The organism is Salmonella sp. WC3 (assembly GCF_042932255.1).
Classification (GTDB): domain Bacteria; phylum Pseudomonadota; class Gammaproteobacteria; order Enterobacterales; family Enterobacteriaceae; genus Salmonella; species Salmonella enterica.
This window is the reverse complement of sequence record NZ_CP170629.1, coordinates 3269729-3284556: the sequence shown is the minus strand read 5'-3', so window position 1 is coordinate 3284556 and position 14828 is coordinate 3269729. Positions and strand designations below refer to the sequence as shown.

Annotated in this window: 11 protein-coding genes and 1 pseudogene; 4 read left to right on the top strand and 8 right to left on the bottom strand. The window is 51.6% G+C overall.

The genetic code is table 11. The features are described 5' to 3' along the window. Window positions 1-177 (top strand): hypothetical protein, encoded by a 177-nt coding sequence (locus ACFK9X_RS16145; RefSeq protein WP_001112763.1) that lies wholly within the window; start codon window positions 1-3, stop codon window positions 175-177. A 109-nt stretch (window positions 178-286) separates the two neighbouring features. On the opposite strand, the pseudogene sseL reads toward ACFK9X_RS16145, so the two are convergent. The 4 genes and pseudogenes from sseL to glpA form a co-directional block, all read right to left on the bottom strand. Continuing rightward, a pseudogene (gene sseL / locus ACFK9X_RS16140) lies at window positions 287-1308 on the bottom strand (SPI-2 type III secretion system effector deubiquitinase SseL). A gap of 425 nt (window positions 1309-1733) precedes the next feature. Continuing rightward, window positions 1734-2924, bottom strand: a complete 1191-nt coding sequence (glpC, locus tag ACFK9X_RS16135; protein WP_151117022.1) for an anaerobic glycerol-3-phosphate dehydrogenase subunit GlpC — start codon at window positions 2922-2924, stop codon at window positions 1734-1736. Then, complete coding sequence (glpB, locus tag ACFK9X_RS16130; RefSeq protein WP_000667148.1) at window positions 2921-4180, bottom strand: glycerol-3-phosphate dehydrogenase subunit GlpB; 1260 nt, start codon at window positions 4178-4180, stop codon at window positions 2921-2923. Before glpB ends, glpC begins: the two co-directional genes overlap by 4 nt. After that, window positions 4170-5798: an anaerobic glycerol-3-phosphate dehydrogenase subunit A gene (gene glpA, locus ACFK9X_RS16125; RefSeq protein WP_000857218.1), complete on the bottom strand. Its 1629-nt coding sequence runs from the start codon at window positions 5796-5798 to the stop codon at window positions 4170-4172. Before glpA ends, glpB begins: the two co-directional genes overlap by 11 nt. Before the next feature lie 272 nt (window positions 5799-6070). Between glpA and glpT the strand changes: the two genes are divergently transcribed. Then, window positions 6071-7429: a glycerol-3-phosphate transporter gene (glpT, locus tag ACFK9X_RS16120; protein WP_151117020.1), complete on the top strand. Its 1359-nt coding sequence runs from the start codon at window positions 6071-6073 to the stop codon at window positions 7427-7429. Window positions 7430-7433: 4 nt separating this feature from the next. Next, a complete protein-coding gene (gene glpQ, locus ACFK9X_RS16115) occupies window positions 7434-8504 on the top strand; it encodes a glycerophosphodiester phosphodiesterase (RefSeq protein WP_000858952.1) in 1071 nt (356 codons plus the stop codon). 115 nt (window positions 8505-8619) lie between these two features. On the opposite strand, the gene ACFK9X_RS16110 is transcribed toward glpQ, so the two are convergent. Next, entirely contained in the window at window positions 8620-9498 is an 879-nt protein-coding gene (locus ACFK9X_RS16110) for a LysR family transcriptional regulator (RefSeq protein ID WP_000176719.1), read from the bottom strand. 161 nt (window positions 9499-9659) lie between these two features. Between ACFK9X_RS16110 and ACFK9X_RS16105 the strand changes: the two genes are divergently transcribed. Then, a complete protein-coding gene (locus tag ACFK9X_RS16105) occupies window positions 9660-10850 on the top strand; it encodes an MFS transporter (RefSeq protein WP_151117018.1) in 1191 nt (396 codons plus the stop codon). 1 nt (window position 10851) lies between these two features. Here ACFK9X_RS16105 and yfaE read toward each other — a convergent pair whose 3' ends face one another. The 3 genes from yfaE to nrdA all read right to left on the bottom strand — a co-directional run bounded on the left by yfaE (window position 10852) and on the right by nrdA (window position 14634). Beyond that, window positions 10852-11106 (bottom strand): ferredoxin-like diferric-tyrosyl radical cofactor maintenance protein YfaE, encoded by a 255-nt coding sequence (yfaE, locus tag ACFK9X_RS16100; RefSeq protein ID WP_000533921.1) that lies wholly within the window; start codon window positions 11104-11106, stop codon window positions 10852-10854. Continuing rightward, on the bottom strand, window positions 11106-12236 hold the full coding sequence (gene nrdB, locus ACFK9X_RS16095; RefSeq protein ID WP_000332026.1) for a class Ia ribonucleoside-diphosphate reductase subunit beta: 1131 nt from the start codon (window positions 12234-12236) through the stop codon (window positions 11106-11108). Before nrdB ends, yfaE begins: the two co-directional genes overlap by 1 nt. A 112-nt stretch (window positions 12237-12348) precedes the next feature. Further along, a complete protein-coding gene (nrdA, locus tag ACFK9X_RS16090; RefSeq protein WP_001076489.1) occupies window positions 12349-14634 on the bottom strand; it encodes a class 1a ribonucleoside-diphosphate reductase subunit alpha in 2286 nt (761 codons plus the stop codon). Window positions 14635-14828: the final 194 nt, after the last annotated feature.

Genomic DNA, 14828 nt, shown 5'->3' with positions numbered 1-14828 from the left:
ATGCCGGATGGCACGTATGCCTTACGCATGCGTTTTAGCGCCTATCGGTATAGTCTGGCAATACGTCAGGAGGTTTGTGCGGTGATGGCGCTAAATATGCTGCGCCGTTGGCTTAATGGCGAGGACATTACCAGCGAGCATGGCTGGATAGACGTGGTTGAATCATTGACGGCATAGAACTTTTAGTGGGAAGGCCTGGCCTTCCCATCCTTATATACTTATAAATTCTTCGCAGAGCATCATTTCAGGATAAGAGCCTAATGGGATAGGCTCTAAGTACTCACCATTACTGGAGACTGTATTCATATATTTGCCGCCGGGTTTGGGTGTTAAATAGTGCTTGTTCTTCTACTGAAAGCGTTAAGAATTTTTCCGCAAATTCTCGTAGTGTGGTAACAGGATCGTTTTGTCCGGCATTCGATAAGAGTTGAATTGTATGGTAACAAAATAGACCACAGCCGTTGGGTACATTGTTCTGTAAATTCATTTCAATAAAATTAACCTCATCGCTTTCTGATATGCCTGCAATTTTTGCTGCTTCTATAATCTCTTGCTTAGTATTTTCATTTAAATCATAATAAGTATTAAATATAAGGCATTTTATTTTTTCTGCAAGTTTATAAAATAAACAGAGAAGCCAGTGATCTCCTGTATTTACCAGGTAGACTTCATTGTGAGATAATCCTGATTGAGCAATCTTTTCAAGTAGCTGAGTGCTTAATATATTTTCTTTGGTGGTAGGCTGAATCAGCCCAATAGGATAGTTTACCGAGAGAAAAGGTGATTCTTGAACCAGACCTTGCATTGCAGCTGCCAGCTCATCTGACGACAACATTCGCGCACTACACCAAAGATTTTCAACTCCTACCTGTTCTTGATCTGTCTGAGCGAACTGGTCGCCCATAATTTTATGTGCTATTCCTATTTTTTTAGAAAGGTCGGTTGTCGCTGAACCGGCCATATAAAGTAATCTGGAAGGGGCATGTAGCTTTTTCCACTCAGTATTATTTTTTGTTATATCGTTATTGGCGATTTGATGTAATACAAGGCAAGCCTGATTGATTTTTTGTCTATATCTGGTGATCCCGATCTTTTTCCGCTAAAGAGATCAAAAAGTAATTTCTCAACTTTATGTCCCAGGTCATCGTTGCGTAACGCAAGATTGCATAACAGATCAATACAATTCTGATTACCGTTCTCTACTTCGCCAATCAACAACGCAAGCGCCTCATCGCTCACATCTTCTGAATATAAACTGTGAAATTGCGGTGTGCTCAATCGGTAAAGTGAATTTACACATATATTCATTTTGCTCTGTTTCCTAGTAGGTGAAAGTAACGAATATGATGTCATGTATAATTATTTGTAAAAATATTATTGTTAGTGGGAGATATATTAAATCAGGCATAGACCTGATTTTATTATTATTCACATAACACTCAATTATTATTGGAGATATTCAGTTATCCCCCTCTTTAAAGGAGGCTGGTAACGCGGCGATACAAGAGATATTGCTCTATAAACAGTAACGTCGTTATCTGTCATGCCACCGTGGGTTAGCGGTCATGGTTAACCAAATAGGGCAGGTTATTGCAAAGAGACATCCGCGTTTATACCCAAAATAATCCGTAGCCAACACATAAGCAACTTGAAGTATGAAGGGTATATGTCTGATGGAAAATCGTCCCTGGTGAGTAGGGTAATAGCGCCGGAGGGGCTCCGGCGCTATTTACTTAGCCGAGCGCCTGGGCCAGTAGCGTAATGGGGTGTTCGCAGCGTTTGCTTGTAGACATCTCAATTTGCCACTTACAGGTTTCACAATCGGTGACGACAATGTCGGCGCCGCTCTCTTCAATCTGGAGGAACAGCGGCGCGCCGATGGACTGTGATGTCGGATAGTTTTCCTTTTTAAATCCATACGTACCGGCAATGCCGCAGCACTGTGAATCAAGTACCGTCAATTCAAGCCCCGGAATTTGCCGCAACAGTTCAAGCGTGTAAAGCGTCCAGCCCATTTTTTCCATATGACACGGCGTATGGTAGACCACTTTCAGCGGCAAAGGATTAAGCGGCAGCGTTTTCCCGGCATCCAGTTTGCGCCATAGCCAGCGGGTGGCCAGCTCGATATGTTCGCGCAGCCCGGCGTTGTCCACATCCAGCACTTCAGGATATTCATCGCGCAACGCAAACGTACAGGTGGATGACGTGGCGATGACCGGAATACCTTTGACGGCAATCGCCTCGCGTAGCGACTCCACATTGCTGATAGCCTGTTTGCGAGCTTTATCCGTAAAACCGTTAGCGATCAGCGGTACGCCGCAACACTTCTCTTTACTCAGTAACTGTACGCCAGTACCCATTGCGTTCAGCACCTTAATCAGATCTTTTCCGAGCTGCGGATGGTTGTAATTCACAAAACAGCCATGGAAAAAGGCGACCTGATCTTTGTATTTAGCCTGCTGCGCCGCCACGCTACGATACCAGCGGCGGAAGGTGCCGAAAGAGTATTTTGGTAAGGTGCGGCGATGATCGATTTTGAGCGCGTAATCAAGCAACTGGCGCACTGGCTTTAATGCGGTGGCGGTATTGACCACCGGCGCGAACGGCGTTGAAACGCTGCCCATCAGATCGGTATGGCTGAGAATAAAATTACGCAATGACGGGCGCGTCGTATCGTATTTCGCGCGGGCGCGCTGGATGATATCGCCAATCTTCACGTCCGACGGACAGGCGACCTCACACCGTTTGCAGTTAATGCAATATTTCAGCGCCTCATCATACAGTGCGCCGTCTTTCAGACGCAGGCGCTCGCCATCCGGTCCGGCCTGTTTAGGGCCAGGGTAGCCAGGATTAACGCGGCTGACCGGGCACGCGGTGGTGCACACCGTACATTTAATACAACTTTCAAAACGTGTGTCGCTCATTGCTGTTCTCCTGCACGCTCAGCGATATGGTGCGCGGCCTGAAGGGCGCTGACTGCGCAGACACCGCCGCCGCATCCCTCAGCTATAGGATCGAATCCCGCCAGCACAGAACCTATTGCATACAGATTTTCTACCGTGTTGCCCGCAAGGGAGGGGCGGAAGGCGTCATCCGTCACGACGCCAAACTGCTGCCAGGGCTGTGGGTCGAAGAAATGTTGTTGATACCATTCGGCGCGGGTGGCCGTTTGCTGTACGTCGAGCCCTAAAATAGGTTCGCGGATCCCTTCGCGCTCGGCAACCAGACCGCTACTAAAGAAGCTACCGCTGGCAAGTACGGCAAAACGCGGGCGCAGTGGGATATCGGCATGGTTGCGGGTCCATATTTCGCTCACGGTACCGCGACGGCAGGTGACTTTCTTCACTTCATCGCCCGGCATCCAGATGCCGCCCTGACGGACAAACTGGCGCTGGAGCTGATTGTGCAGACGAATACCGAGCACCGATGGCGGCAGCGTCGGCAGCAGCGTGAGCGCGCAGGGCAGACGTTCGTTAAGCCAGCGCCACAGCGTATCGTTCGCCAGCCCGAAACAGGCGGGCATGATGATCATGTCGCAGTTTGTCGCTATTGGCGACAGCGCGTCGTACAGCAGTGGCCATTTTTCTTCGTTATCAAGCAGACGCGCAATATTGACCGCGCGAAATTCCGTCGGGTTATCACGCAGTACGTCCAGTTCCGGAAGGTCGATTTCTGCGGTTTCCACGTTGAGGTCGCGTTGGCGCAGCGACGCTGCCGCAAGGTGTGCCTGGAAATCCAGTAATCCGCTAACGCCGACGACGCAAATTCGCTGTGCGGATAACGGCCAGACCGGTACTTCCGGCGAGCTAAGCCAGGTTGAACGCAATGTGCCAAGCGGCGTGACACGCTGGTGCGCCTGCTGTACGTCGCCGTATAACTGCGCGCCGCTGGCGTTAAGTAGCGTTTGCGCCTGTTGCGCCAGCATAAGGACTTTTTGCGCGCCCAAACGCGAATAAGGATGTTCAGGCGCCTGGCGGCGCAGCGCATCAAGTCCGGCGGTAATGTCGGTCACCGGTTGGCCGTCGGGCAGGGCGCTGAGCAGATCCAGCGAGCCGGAGGAAAAATGCAGCGCGCTTTGTCCGCGGGTGACGATGGCGCAGCGTAATCCATGCTGCTGGAGTTGCAGTCCGCACAGCAAACCGGCGAGACCGCCGCCCATAATAACCGTATCAAATTTCATCCTGGTGCTCCTTCTCCAGACCGCATAATCCCTGATAAACCCAGCGCGTGAATTCGCTTTCGCGCAGCGCGTCTCCCCAGGCGACAGGTTGTACGCCTTTCCAGCGCTCATTCAGAAATTCAGAGAGTTGCGTAATAGATTGCGCCGCGGTCGTCACATTAAAACGCTGCAATAGCCCGGCCGCGCGGCAGGCGCACAGTTCGCCCTGGCAAGTGCCCATCCCTACGCGGGTGCGACGGCGCAGATCCAGCAGGCTATTCACGGTTAAGTTTTCGACGGCATACTGCACTTCCCCCGCCGTGACGGCCTCGCATTCACAGACCAGGCTACGGTGTTGGCGGCCTTCACTCAGCCACCCCGGCGTGCGATCGCCATGCCGATAAACCGCCGATCCGCGTAGCGGCGCGGGAAGCGAGATAATGCGTTTCAGCGTATGTTCCGTAGACTCTTTTGAACCAGGCAACGGCGTATCCGCCGTGATGCAGGGGCGAGTATTGCCCAACTTGCGGCACACGGCATCGGTCGCCCATTCCGCCATCAGGCGGTAAGTCATTAGCTTCCCGCCGGTAATGGTAATAAAGCCTTCAAGCCCGTCGCGTTCGGCGTGGTCGAACAACACAATACCGCGGCTGACGTTACGACCACTGGGATCGTCATCGCTGGCCACCAGCGGGCGGACGCCGGAATACGCGCGTAGAATACGCGTCTTCGCCATGACAGGGGCCAGTTTTTCCCCTTCACGCAGCAGGATATCGACTTCATCTGCGGTGACGCGGTTGCTGTCTATCTCATTGTAATCAATATGGGTAGAGGTGGTGCCGATCAGTGAAATCGTATCGCCAGGTACCAGAATGTCGGCATCCGATGGTTTCCGGCAGCGGTTAATGACATGCTGGTTGATCCGATGGTCCATGATCAACAGCGAGCCTTTCGCCGGGAACATGCGAATACTCAGGTCGGCGTATTCGGCGATCCGTTGCCCCCAGATACCTGCCGCATTGACCACCACCGGCGCGTGAAGCGTCTGGGTTTCGCCAGTGAGATGGTTGCGCACATGGACGCCGCAGACCGTTGCGCCTTCACGAATGAGCCCGGTCACTTCATGCGCCGTTAACACGATTGCGCCATGTTCTCTGGCATCCAGCATATTGGCGGCGGTAAGGCGGAAAGGGTCCACGGTGCCATCCGGCACTTTTACCGCACCGATGAGCGCAGGGTTAACGGAAGGTTCGATGATGCGAGCCTGCTGCGGATCGATGGCTTCAGCGCGAATGCCTGCCGCTTCACAGGCGCGAATAAAGGTGGCCTGAAACGCAAGATCATCTTCCGGCAACGTAATAAACAGACCATCCGTCGGTTCGACGCAATGGCGGGCGATCCGTTTTAAAATCTGGTTTTCACTAATGCACTCGCGCGCGGATTCCGCGTCGGTAACCGCATAACGAGCGCCGCTGTGCAGCAGCCCGTGGTTACGCCCGGTCGCACCGGTCGCTATATCATGCCGCTCCACCAGAACGACACGTAAACCGCGCAGCGCGCAGTCGCGGGCGATCCCTGCGCCTGTTGCTCCACCGCCAATGATAATCACGTCACTTGCTTGCGAGTCGCGAGTTTTCATTGTTTTTCCTCACAGTTCGTTTTTTATCATTTAGCCATACAAATCATATGGAATGTTTGATTTCGCGCATGATCGCTCACCATTCGAAAATGAAACGTGATTTCGTGCGCCTTTCTGAACATTGGTCATAAAACTGTAACAATATGTGCTGTAATTCACATTAACGTGACGTATCTTTACTTAACATCGCGGCCACACTGGGAGCAGCGGGGTTGTTTGAACAAACTGCGGTGTTTACCTCTAAATAAAATACGGGCCACGGAGGCTACAATATGTTGAGTATTTTTAAACCAGCGCCGCATAAAGCGCGCTTGCCAGCGGCGGAGATTGATCCGACCTATCGCCGATTACGCTGGCAGATTTTCCTGGGGATATTCTTTGGCTATGCCGCGTATTATCTGGTGCGCAAGAACTTTGCCCTCGCGATGCCCTACCTGGTAGAACAGGGTTTTTCACGCGGCGATCTGGGCTTTGCGCTGTCCGGGATTTCCATCGCTTATGGTTTTTCGAAATTTATAATGGGTTCGGTGTCCGATCGCTCGAATCCGCGCGTTTTCCTGCCGGCAGGGTTGATTCTGGCCGCAGCAGTCATGTTGTTTATGGGCTTTGTACCGTGGGCGACATCCAGCATCGCCGTGATGTTTGTACTGTTGTTCCTTTGCGGCTGGTTCCAGGGGATGGGGTGGCCGCCGTGCGGACGTACGATGGTTCACTGGTGGTCGCAGAAAGAGCGCGGCGGCATTGTGTCGGTCTGGAACTGTGCGCATAACGTCGGCGGCGGGATCCCGCCACTGCTGTTCCTGCTGGGGATGGCGTGGTTTAACGACTGGAAAGCGGCGCTCTATATGCCAGCCTTTGGCGCGATTGTGGTGGCGCTGTTCGCTTTCGCAATGATGCGCGATACGCCGCAATCCTGCGGTCTGCCGCCTATCGAAGAGTATAAAAACGACCAGCCGGACGACTACAACGAAAAAGCGGAAGAAGAGCTGACTGCGAAGCAGATCTTCATGCAGTACGTACTGCCAAACAAACTGTTGTGGTACATCGCTATCGCCAACGTGTTTGTTTATCTGCTGCGCTACGGCATCCTCGACTGGTCGCCGACCTACCTGAAAGAAGTGAAGCATTTCGCACTGGATAAATCCTCCTGGGCCTACTTCCTGTATGAATACGCGGGTATTCCGGGCACGCTGCTGTGTGGCTGGATGTCGGATAAAGTCTTCCGCGGCAACCGTGGCGCGACCGGCGTATTCTTTATGACCTTGGTGACTATCGCGACCATCGTTTACTGGATGAACCCGGCAGGGAACCCGAACGTTGATATGGCTTGTATGATTATCATCGGCTTCCTGATCTACGGCCCGGTAATGTTGATCGGTCTGCACGCGCTGGAACTGGCGCCGAAAAAAGCGGCGGGTACGGCGGCGGGCTTTACCGGTCTGTTTGGTTACCTGGGCGGTTCCGTCGCTGCAAGCGCCATTGTGGGTTATACCGTTGACTTCTTCGGTTGGGATGGCGGTTTTATGGTGATGATTGGCGGCAGCATTCTGGCGGTAATCCTGCTGGTGGTCGTGATGATTGGTGAAAAACGCCATCATGATGAGCTGCAGTTAAAACGCAACGGAGGCTAATAACATGAAAACCACACTGAAAAACCTTAGCGTGGCGTTAATGTTGGCAGGAATGACCATCGGAAGCGGCGCCGTGGCGGCTGAAAAAGTCGTTATCGCCCACCGTGGCGCCAGCGGTTATCTGCCGGAGCATACGCTACCGGCGAAAGCGATGGCGTATGCGCAAGGGGCAGATTATCTGGAACAGGATTTAGTGATGACAAAGGACGACCATCTGGTCGTCCTCCATGACCACTACCTTGACCGGGTGACTGACGTCGCTGACCGTTTTCCGGACCGGGCGCGTAAAGATGGGCGCTATTACGCTATCGATTTTACGCTGGATGAAATTAAATCCCTGAAGTTTACCGAAGGGTTTGATATTGAAAACGGCAAAAAAGTACAAACTTATCCGGGCCGTTTCCCGATGGGAAAATCTGATTTCCGCATTCATACCTTTGAAGAGGAAATTGAATTCGTTCAGGGATTAAATCACTCTACCGGTAAAAATATCGGTATTTATCCGGAAATTAAAGCGCCGTGGTTCCATCATCAGGAAGGGAAAGATATTGCCGCGAAAACGCTGGAAGTGCTGAAGAAGTATGGTTACACCGGCAAGCAGGACAATGTCTATTTGCAGTGTTTTGATGTCGCTGAGCTGAAACGTATTAAGAATGAACTGGAACCCAAAATGGGGATGGATCTCAATCTGGTTCAACTTATTGCGTATACCGACTGGAATGAAACACAGCAGAAACAGCCGGACGGTCGTTGGGTAAATTACAACTACGACTGGATGTTTAAGCCGGGCGCTATGAAGCAGGTGGCGGAATATGCGGACGGTATTGGTCCGGATTACCATATGCTGGTTGCGGAAGGCTCAACGAAAGGGAATATCAAGCTGACTGGAATGGTGCAAGACGCGCATCAGAATAAGATGGTAGTGCATCCTTACACTGTGCGTGCCGATCAATTGCCGGACTATGCCACAGACGTCAATCAGTTGTACGACATCCTGTATAACAAGGCGGGCGTCGACGGGCTGTTCACTGACTTCCCGGATAAGGCGGTTATGTTCCTGCAAAAAAATGACTAAAGGTTTGCCATAGTCGAAGTGACGCGCCGGATGAGGGCATAAACGCCTCATCCGGCCTGGCGCAACGTTTGCCAGCGTAAGTCTGGTAAACGCAATGCCATCAGGCGGGGTTGTTTTATAGCAACCCCTCATCGGTCAGTGTTTCCATACATTTTTGTAATAAAAATAACGGACTTCCTTCTACCGGCGGTTCTTTTGCTAACAGGGAAATTTGTCGATAAAAGGTGGGTTCCAGCGCCACGGAGCATAATTTTCCTGTCGTGGCTTTTAAGGTTAATTCTGGCAATAAGGCGATACCTAATCCCTGGCGAATAAAATTCAGCGCAGTATCGGGATGGTTAAATTCATATTTAAATATCGGCTCAATACCCTTTTCTTTAAACAACGCCATAATGCTTAATTCATAACGACCTTTACTGACAATAAGTGGTTCGTCCATCAGTTCTTCGACCGTTACCGTACTATTGGCCGCCAGGGGATGATTTTCAGGCACCACTACGGTGAATTTATCCCGGTAAATGGGGACGCAATACATACCGTTGACCGGAAAAGGAACGAAACCGGCATCAATACTTCCGTCCTGCAGCGAATCAATAATAGCCGTACTGTTCTCTTCATAAGGGATAATTTTTACATTTGGATGATGGCTTTCAAAATAGCGAATGACGCCGGGTAAAATGCAGGCGCAGGCGCTGGGAAAACAGCCAATCCGTAGCGTACGGGCCGGGTTCTTTTTTTCTTGTTCGGCAATCTCTTTTACCGCGTTGACGTCGCGCTGGATCGCGCGTAAGTGCCTGACGATGCGGCTACCGGCGGCGGTAAGCTCAATCTCTTTACGACGCTCACGAATCAATATGTCAACGCCGAGCTCCTCCTCAAGCGCGGAGATGGCCTGGCTGACGGCGGATTGCGTCATGTATAGCCGTTTGCTGGCTTCGGTAAATCCGCCGTACTCCAGTACGGCAAGCAGGGCGTGGATTTGGGTTAGTGTCATTAGTAAAACCTAATCAATATAATTAAAACGATTAATTTCTCTAATAGAGTGCACTTGTTTATACTGTGATTCTATCGAATACATCACATTTTGACGCACCTGATAGGTGTTCAGTTGAGCTGAGCGTTGCCTGCGTGCGCCATCTGAGCGGGTCGTTAAGAATGAAAGAAAAATTATGGACGAAGGATTTTTGGGCAATCACCATAGTCAGTTTTATTATCTTTTTTGTTTTTTATGTACTGCTAACTTTATTACCCATTTATATCGCTGACCGCCTGCATGCTTCTGCAGATAAGGCCGGGCTGTTAGTGACATGTTTCCTGGCCGCGGCAATTGTTATTCGGCCATTTGCCGGACAATGGGTGGGAAAATATTCGAATAAAAAGATTCTGGTGCTCTCTTCTCTGGCTTTTTTGGTGATTACCGCGCTGTATCCGGTTTGCCATTCTATCGAGTCGCTGCTCTTTATCCGCGTACTTCATGGGATTACGTTTGGTGTTATTACCACGGTAAAAGGAACTATTTCAGCGCGGTTAATTCCGGCCTCCCGACGTGGAGAGGGCATCAGCTTTTTCTCTTTAGCGATGGGCCTGGCGATGGTCGTAGGACCGTGGATCGGTTTGAATATGGCCCGCTGGGACGCGTTCACTGCCGCATTCTGGCTTTGTTCCGCTGTAGCGGCGTTAGGGATTGTGCTTTCCCTGATTGTGACGGTCCCTCCGGTAATTCGTCATGCCGATGGTTCGAAACCGAATCTGGGTTTTGCCGCGATGTTTGACCGCGCCGCCCTGCCTTTTGCGCTGGTCACCTTTTTTATGACTTTCTCCTATGCCGGCGTGTCGGCTTTCTTGGCGCTGTATGCGCGTGAGCTGGATTTAATGGCGGCGGCCAGTAATTTCCTGCTGTGCTACGCGATTTTCCTGATGATATGCCGTACTTTCACCGGGAATATTTGTGATAAAAAAGGGCCGAAATATGTTGTTTTCCCATGCCTGTTGGCTTTTACCATCGGTCTGGTGGCGTTGGGTTACACCAATGGCAGCATCATAATGATTATTTCCGGCGGTCTCATCGGTATCGGCTACGGTTCGGTCACGCCGGTTTTCCAGACGCAAATTATTAGCTCGGTTGAACCGCATAAAATCGGCGTGGCGAATTCACTGTTCTTTAACGCGATGGACGCCGGAATGGCGATTGGCGCCTTTATCATGGGAATGATGGTTGAGTCGGTTGGCTATCGTATGATTTATGTCGCTGGCGTGGTGCTGGTGGTACTCGCTGGCGCACTGTATGCCGTGCAGATGAAAAAACGTGGCGTGATGCCTTTGGTTTCCACCAGCGAGTTGCACTGAGTTACATCTCGATTTCGATATCGCCTTTTGCCCTGCAGCAGCAGGGCAAAATCTCTCCCGGCTGGATAAACGCTAAAGGTTCCGTAATCCAGTCAACCTGGCCGGCAACCAGTCGGGTACGACAGGAGCCGCAATAACCTTCGCGGCACTGATACTCCACCTCAACGTTATGCGATTCCAGCGCGGCCAGCAGCGAAGGGTGTTCATCCTGGCACAGCAGCTGTGTGCCAGTGATACGCAGCGTGACGCGTCCCATCAGAGCTGGAAATTACTCAGATCGTCGGTATCGACTTCCGAATCGATTTGTCCGACCAGATAAGAGCTAACTTCCACTTCCTGTGGCGCGACCTGAACGTTATCGGACACCAGCCAGGTATTGATCCACGGGATTGGGTTGGAGCGGGTCTGGAACGGCAGATCCAGCCCCACCGCCTGCATACGAATATTAGTAATATATTCAACGTATTGGCACAGGATATCTTTATTCAGGCCGATCATCGAACCGTCGCGGAACAGATAGTCCGCCCACTCTTTTTCCTGCTGCGCCGCCTGCACGAACAGGTCATAACATTCCTGTTTACACTCTTCGGCGATTTCCGCCATCTCCGGGTCGTCCACGCCGCTACGCAACAGGTTCAGCATATGTTGCGTGCCGGTCAGATGCAGAGCTTCGTCACGGGCGATCAGACGGATAATTTTGGCGTTGCCTTCCATCAGTTCACGCTCGGCAAATGCGAAAGAGCAGGCGAAGCTGACGTAGAAGCGGATGGCTTCCAGCGCGTTCACGCTCATCAGGCACAGATACAGTTTTTTCTTCAGCTCACGCAGATTCACGACAACCGTTTTGCCATTAACGGTATGGGTGCCTTCACCGAGCAGGTGCCAGTAACTGGTCATCTCAATAAGTTCGTCGTAGTAGGCGGAGATCCCTTCGGCGCGCTTCTGAATTTGCTCATTGGTCACGATATCGTCAAAAACGACAGCCGGATCGTTGACGATGTTACGAATAATGTGGGTGTAGGATCGTGAGTGAATCGTCTCAGAAAACGCCCAGGTCTCTACCCACGTCTCCAGCTCCGGGATGGAAATGAGCGGCAGCAGGGCGACGTTCGGGCTACGTCCCTGAATGGAATCCAGCAGCGTCTGGTATTTGAGGTTGCTGATGAAGATATGTTTTTCGTGCTCCGGCAACGCCTGATAATCGATACGATCGCGGGAGACGTCGACCTCTTCCGGACGCCAGAAGAAAGAGAGCTGTTTTTCGATCAGTTTTTCGAAGATGTCATATTTCTGCTGGTCATAGCGTGCAACGTTGACCGGCTGGCCAAAGAACATGGGTTCCTTGAGCTGATCGTTTTTCGTCTGTGAAAAAGTGGTGTATGCCATTGAAGTGAATCCTTTATGGGATGAGCGCCGGATGGCGGCGCAAGCGCCTTATCCGGCCTACAAACCGTACAATCGTAGGCCGGGTAAGCATAGCGCTACCCGGCACTATTCATCAGATCTTACAAGCGCCGCTTTCGCAGCCATCGTCCTGAATAGAAGGCGCCAAATCGTCCTGCGCATCTTCCGCGCCGTCGCGGGTATTTTGATAGTACAGAGTTTTCACGCCAAACTTATACGCGGTGAGCAAATCTTTCAGCAGTTGCTGCATCGGCACTTTTCCTGACGGGAAACGTGACGGATCGTAGTTGGTATTGGCGGAAATCGACTGATCGATAAACTTCTGCATGATACCCACCAGTTGCAGATAACCGTCGTTGTTCGGCATCTCCCACAACAGTTCGTAAGCGTCTTTCAGATGCTCATAATCCGGCACGACCTGACGCAAAATACCGTCTTTCGAGGCCTTGATGCTGACGTAGCCGCGCGGCGGCTCAATGCCGTTGGTGGCGTTGGAGATCTGGGACGACGTTTCCGACGGCATTAGCGCCGATAGCGTGGAGTTACGCAGACCGTGGGTTTTGATCGACTCACGCAGCTGTTGCCAGTCGTAGTGCAGCGGTTCGTTGACGATCGCATCCAGATCTTTTTTGTAGGTGTCGATCGGCAAAATGCCTTTTGCATAGGTGGTTTCGTTGAACCATGGGCAGGCGCCTTGCTCTTTCGCCAGTTCGTTGGACGCTTTAAGCAGATAGTACTGAATGGCTTCAAAGGTTTTATGCGTCAGATTATTGGCGCTGCCGTCGGAATAACGTTTACCGTTTTTCGCCAGCCAGTAGGCGAAGTTAATCACGCCAATGCCCAGCGTACGACGGCCCATTGCGCCGCGTTTGGCAGCCGGAATCGGGTAATCCTGATAATCGAGCAGAGCATCCAAAGCGCGTACTGCCAGAATAGCCAGTTCTTCCAGCTCGTCCAGAGTTTTAATGGCGCCCAGGTTGAATGCAGACAACGTACATAACGCAATTTCGCCGTTTTCATCGTTGACATCGTTCAGCGGTTTGGTCGGCAGGGCAATCTCCAGACACAGGTTAGACTGGCGTACCGGGGCGACAACCGGATCGAACGGACTGTGAGTATTGCAGTGGTCAACGTTCTGGATATAGATACGACCGGTAGAGGCGCGTTCCTGCATCATCAGCGAGAACAGTTCGACCGCTTTCACACGCTGTTTGCGGATGCTGTCGTCGTGTTCATATTTCACGTACAGGCGTTCGAATTCGTCCTGGTCGGCGAAGAACGCATCGTATAGCCCGGGTACATCCGACGGACTGAACAGCGTAATGTCGCCGCCCTTCAGCAGGCGGGTATACATCAGTTTGTTGATCTGTACGCCGTAGTCCATGTGACGTACGCGGTTGCCTTCCACGCCGCGGTTGTTTTTCAGCACCAGCAGGCTTTCCACTTCCAGATGCCACATCGGGTAGAAGAGGGTTGCCGCGCCGCCGCGCACGCCGCCCTGCGAACAGGATTTCACCGCCGTCTGGAAGTGCTTGTAGAACGGGATGCAGCCGGTGTGGAAGGCTTCGCCGCCACGAATCGGGCTGCCCAGCGCACGAATGCGGCCAGCGTTGATACCGATACCGGCGCGCTGAGAAACGTATTTCACAATCGCGCTGGAGGTGGCGTTGATGGAATCCAGACTGTCGCCACACTCGATCAGTACGCAGGAGCTGAACTGACGGGTTGGGGTACGCACACCGGACATGATGGGCGTCGGCAGCGAAATTTTGAACGTAGAGACCGCATCGTAAAAACGTTTTACATAGTCAAGACGCGTTTCACGCGGGTAGTTCGAGAACAGGCAGGCCGCTACCAGAATGTAGAGGAACTGTGCGCTTTCATAGATTTCGCCGGTCACGCGGTTTTGCACCAGATATTTCCCTTCCAGCTGCTTAACGGCAGCGTAGGAGAAGGTCATATCGCGATCGTGAACGATAAACGAATCCATCTGCTTGAACTCTTCTTCCGTGTAGTCTTCCAGCAGATGATTGTCGTATTTGCCAAGCTCAACCATTTTTACCACATGGTGGTAAAGTGCGGGCGGCTCAAACTGGCCGAAGGCTTTCTTACGCAGGTGGAAAATCGCCAGACGCGCAGCCAGGTATTGATAATCCGGCGCATCGCGAGAGATCAGGTCTGCGGCGGCCTTAATGATAGTTTCATGGATATCGGAGGTCTTAATCCCATCATAAAACTGAATATGCGAGCGTAGCTCGACCTGAGAAACCGATACGTTATTCAGTCCTTCTGCCGCCCAATCAAGCACGCGATGAATTTTGTCGAGATTGATGCGCTCAGTACGGCCGTCACGCTTTGTCACCAGCAGACTCTGATTCATGTGGTTTTCTACCTGTTTACCTGTCCGTGAAAGAAAAATATCCCCCCGCTTATCCACAACGCCACGTTGTGACTAACTCTGTGGATAAATACTATATATAGGGGGTAATCGATAAGTGAAACGCTATATGGTGAGTATTCTAGTAGGGATTCTTTTGAGTACAAGAGTTGATTTTGGCGTTAAATTGCGGTTGC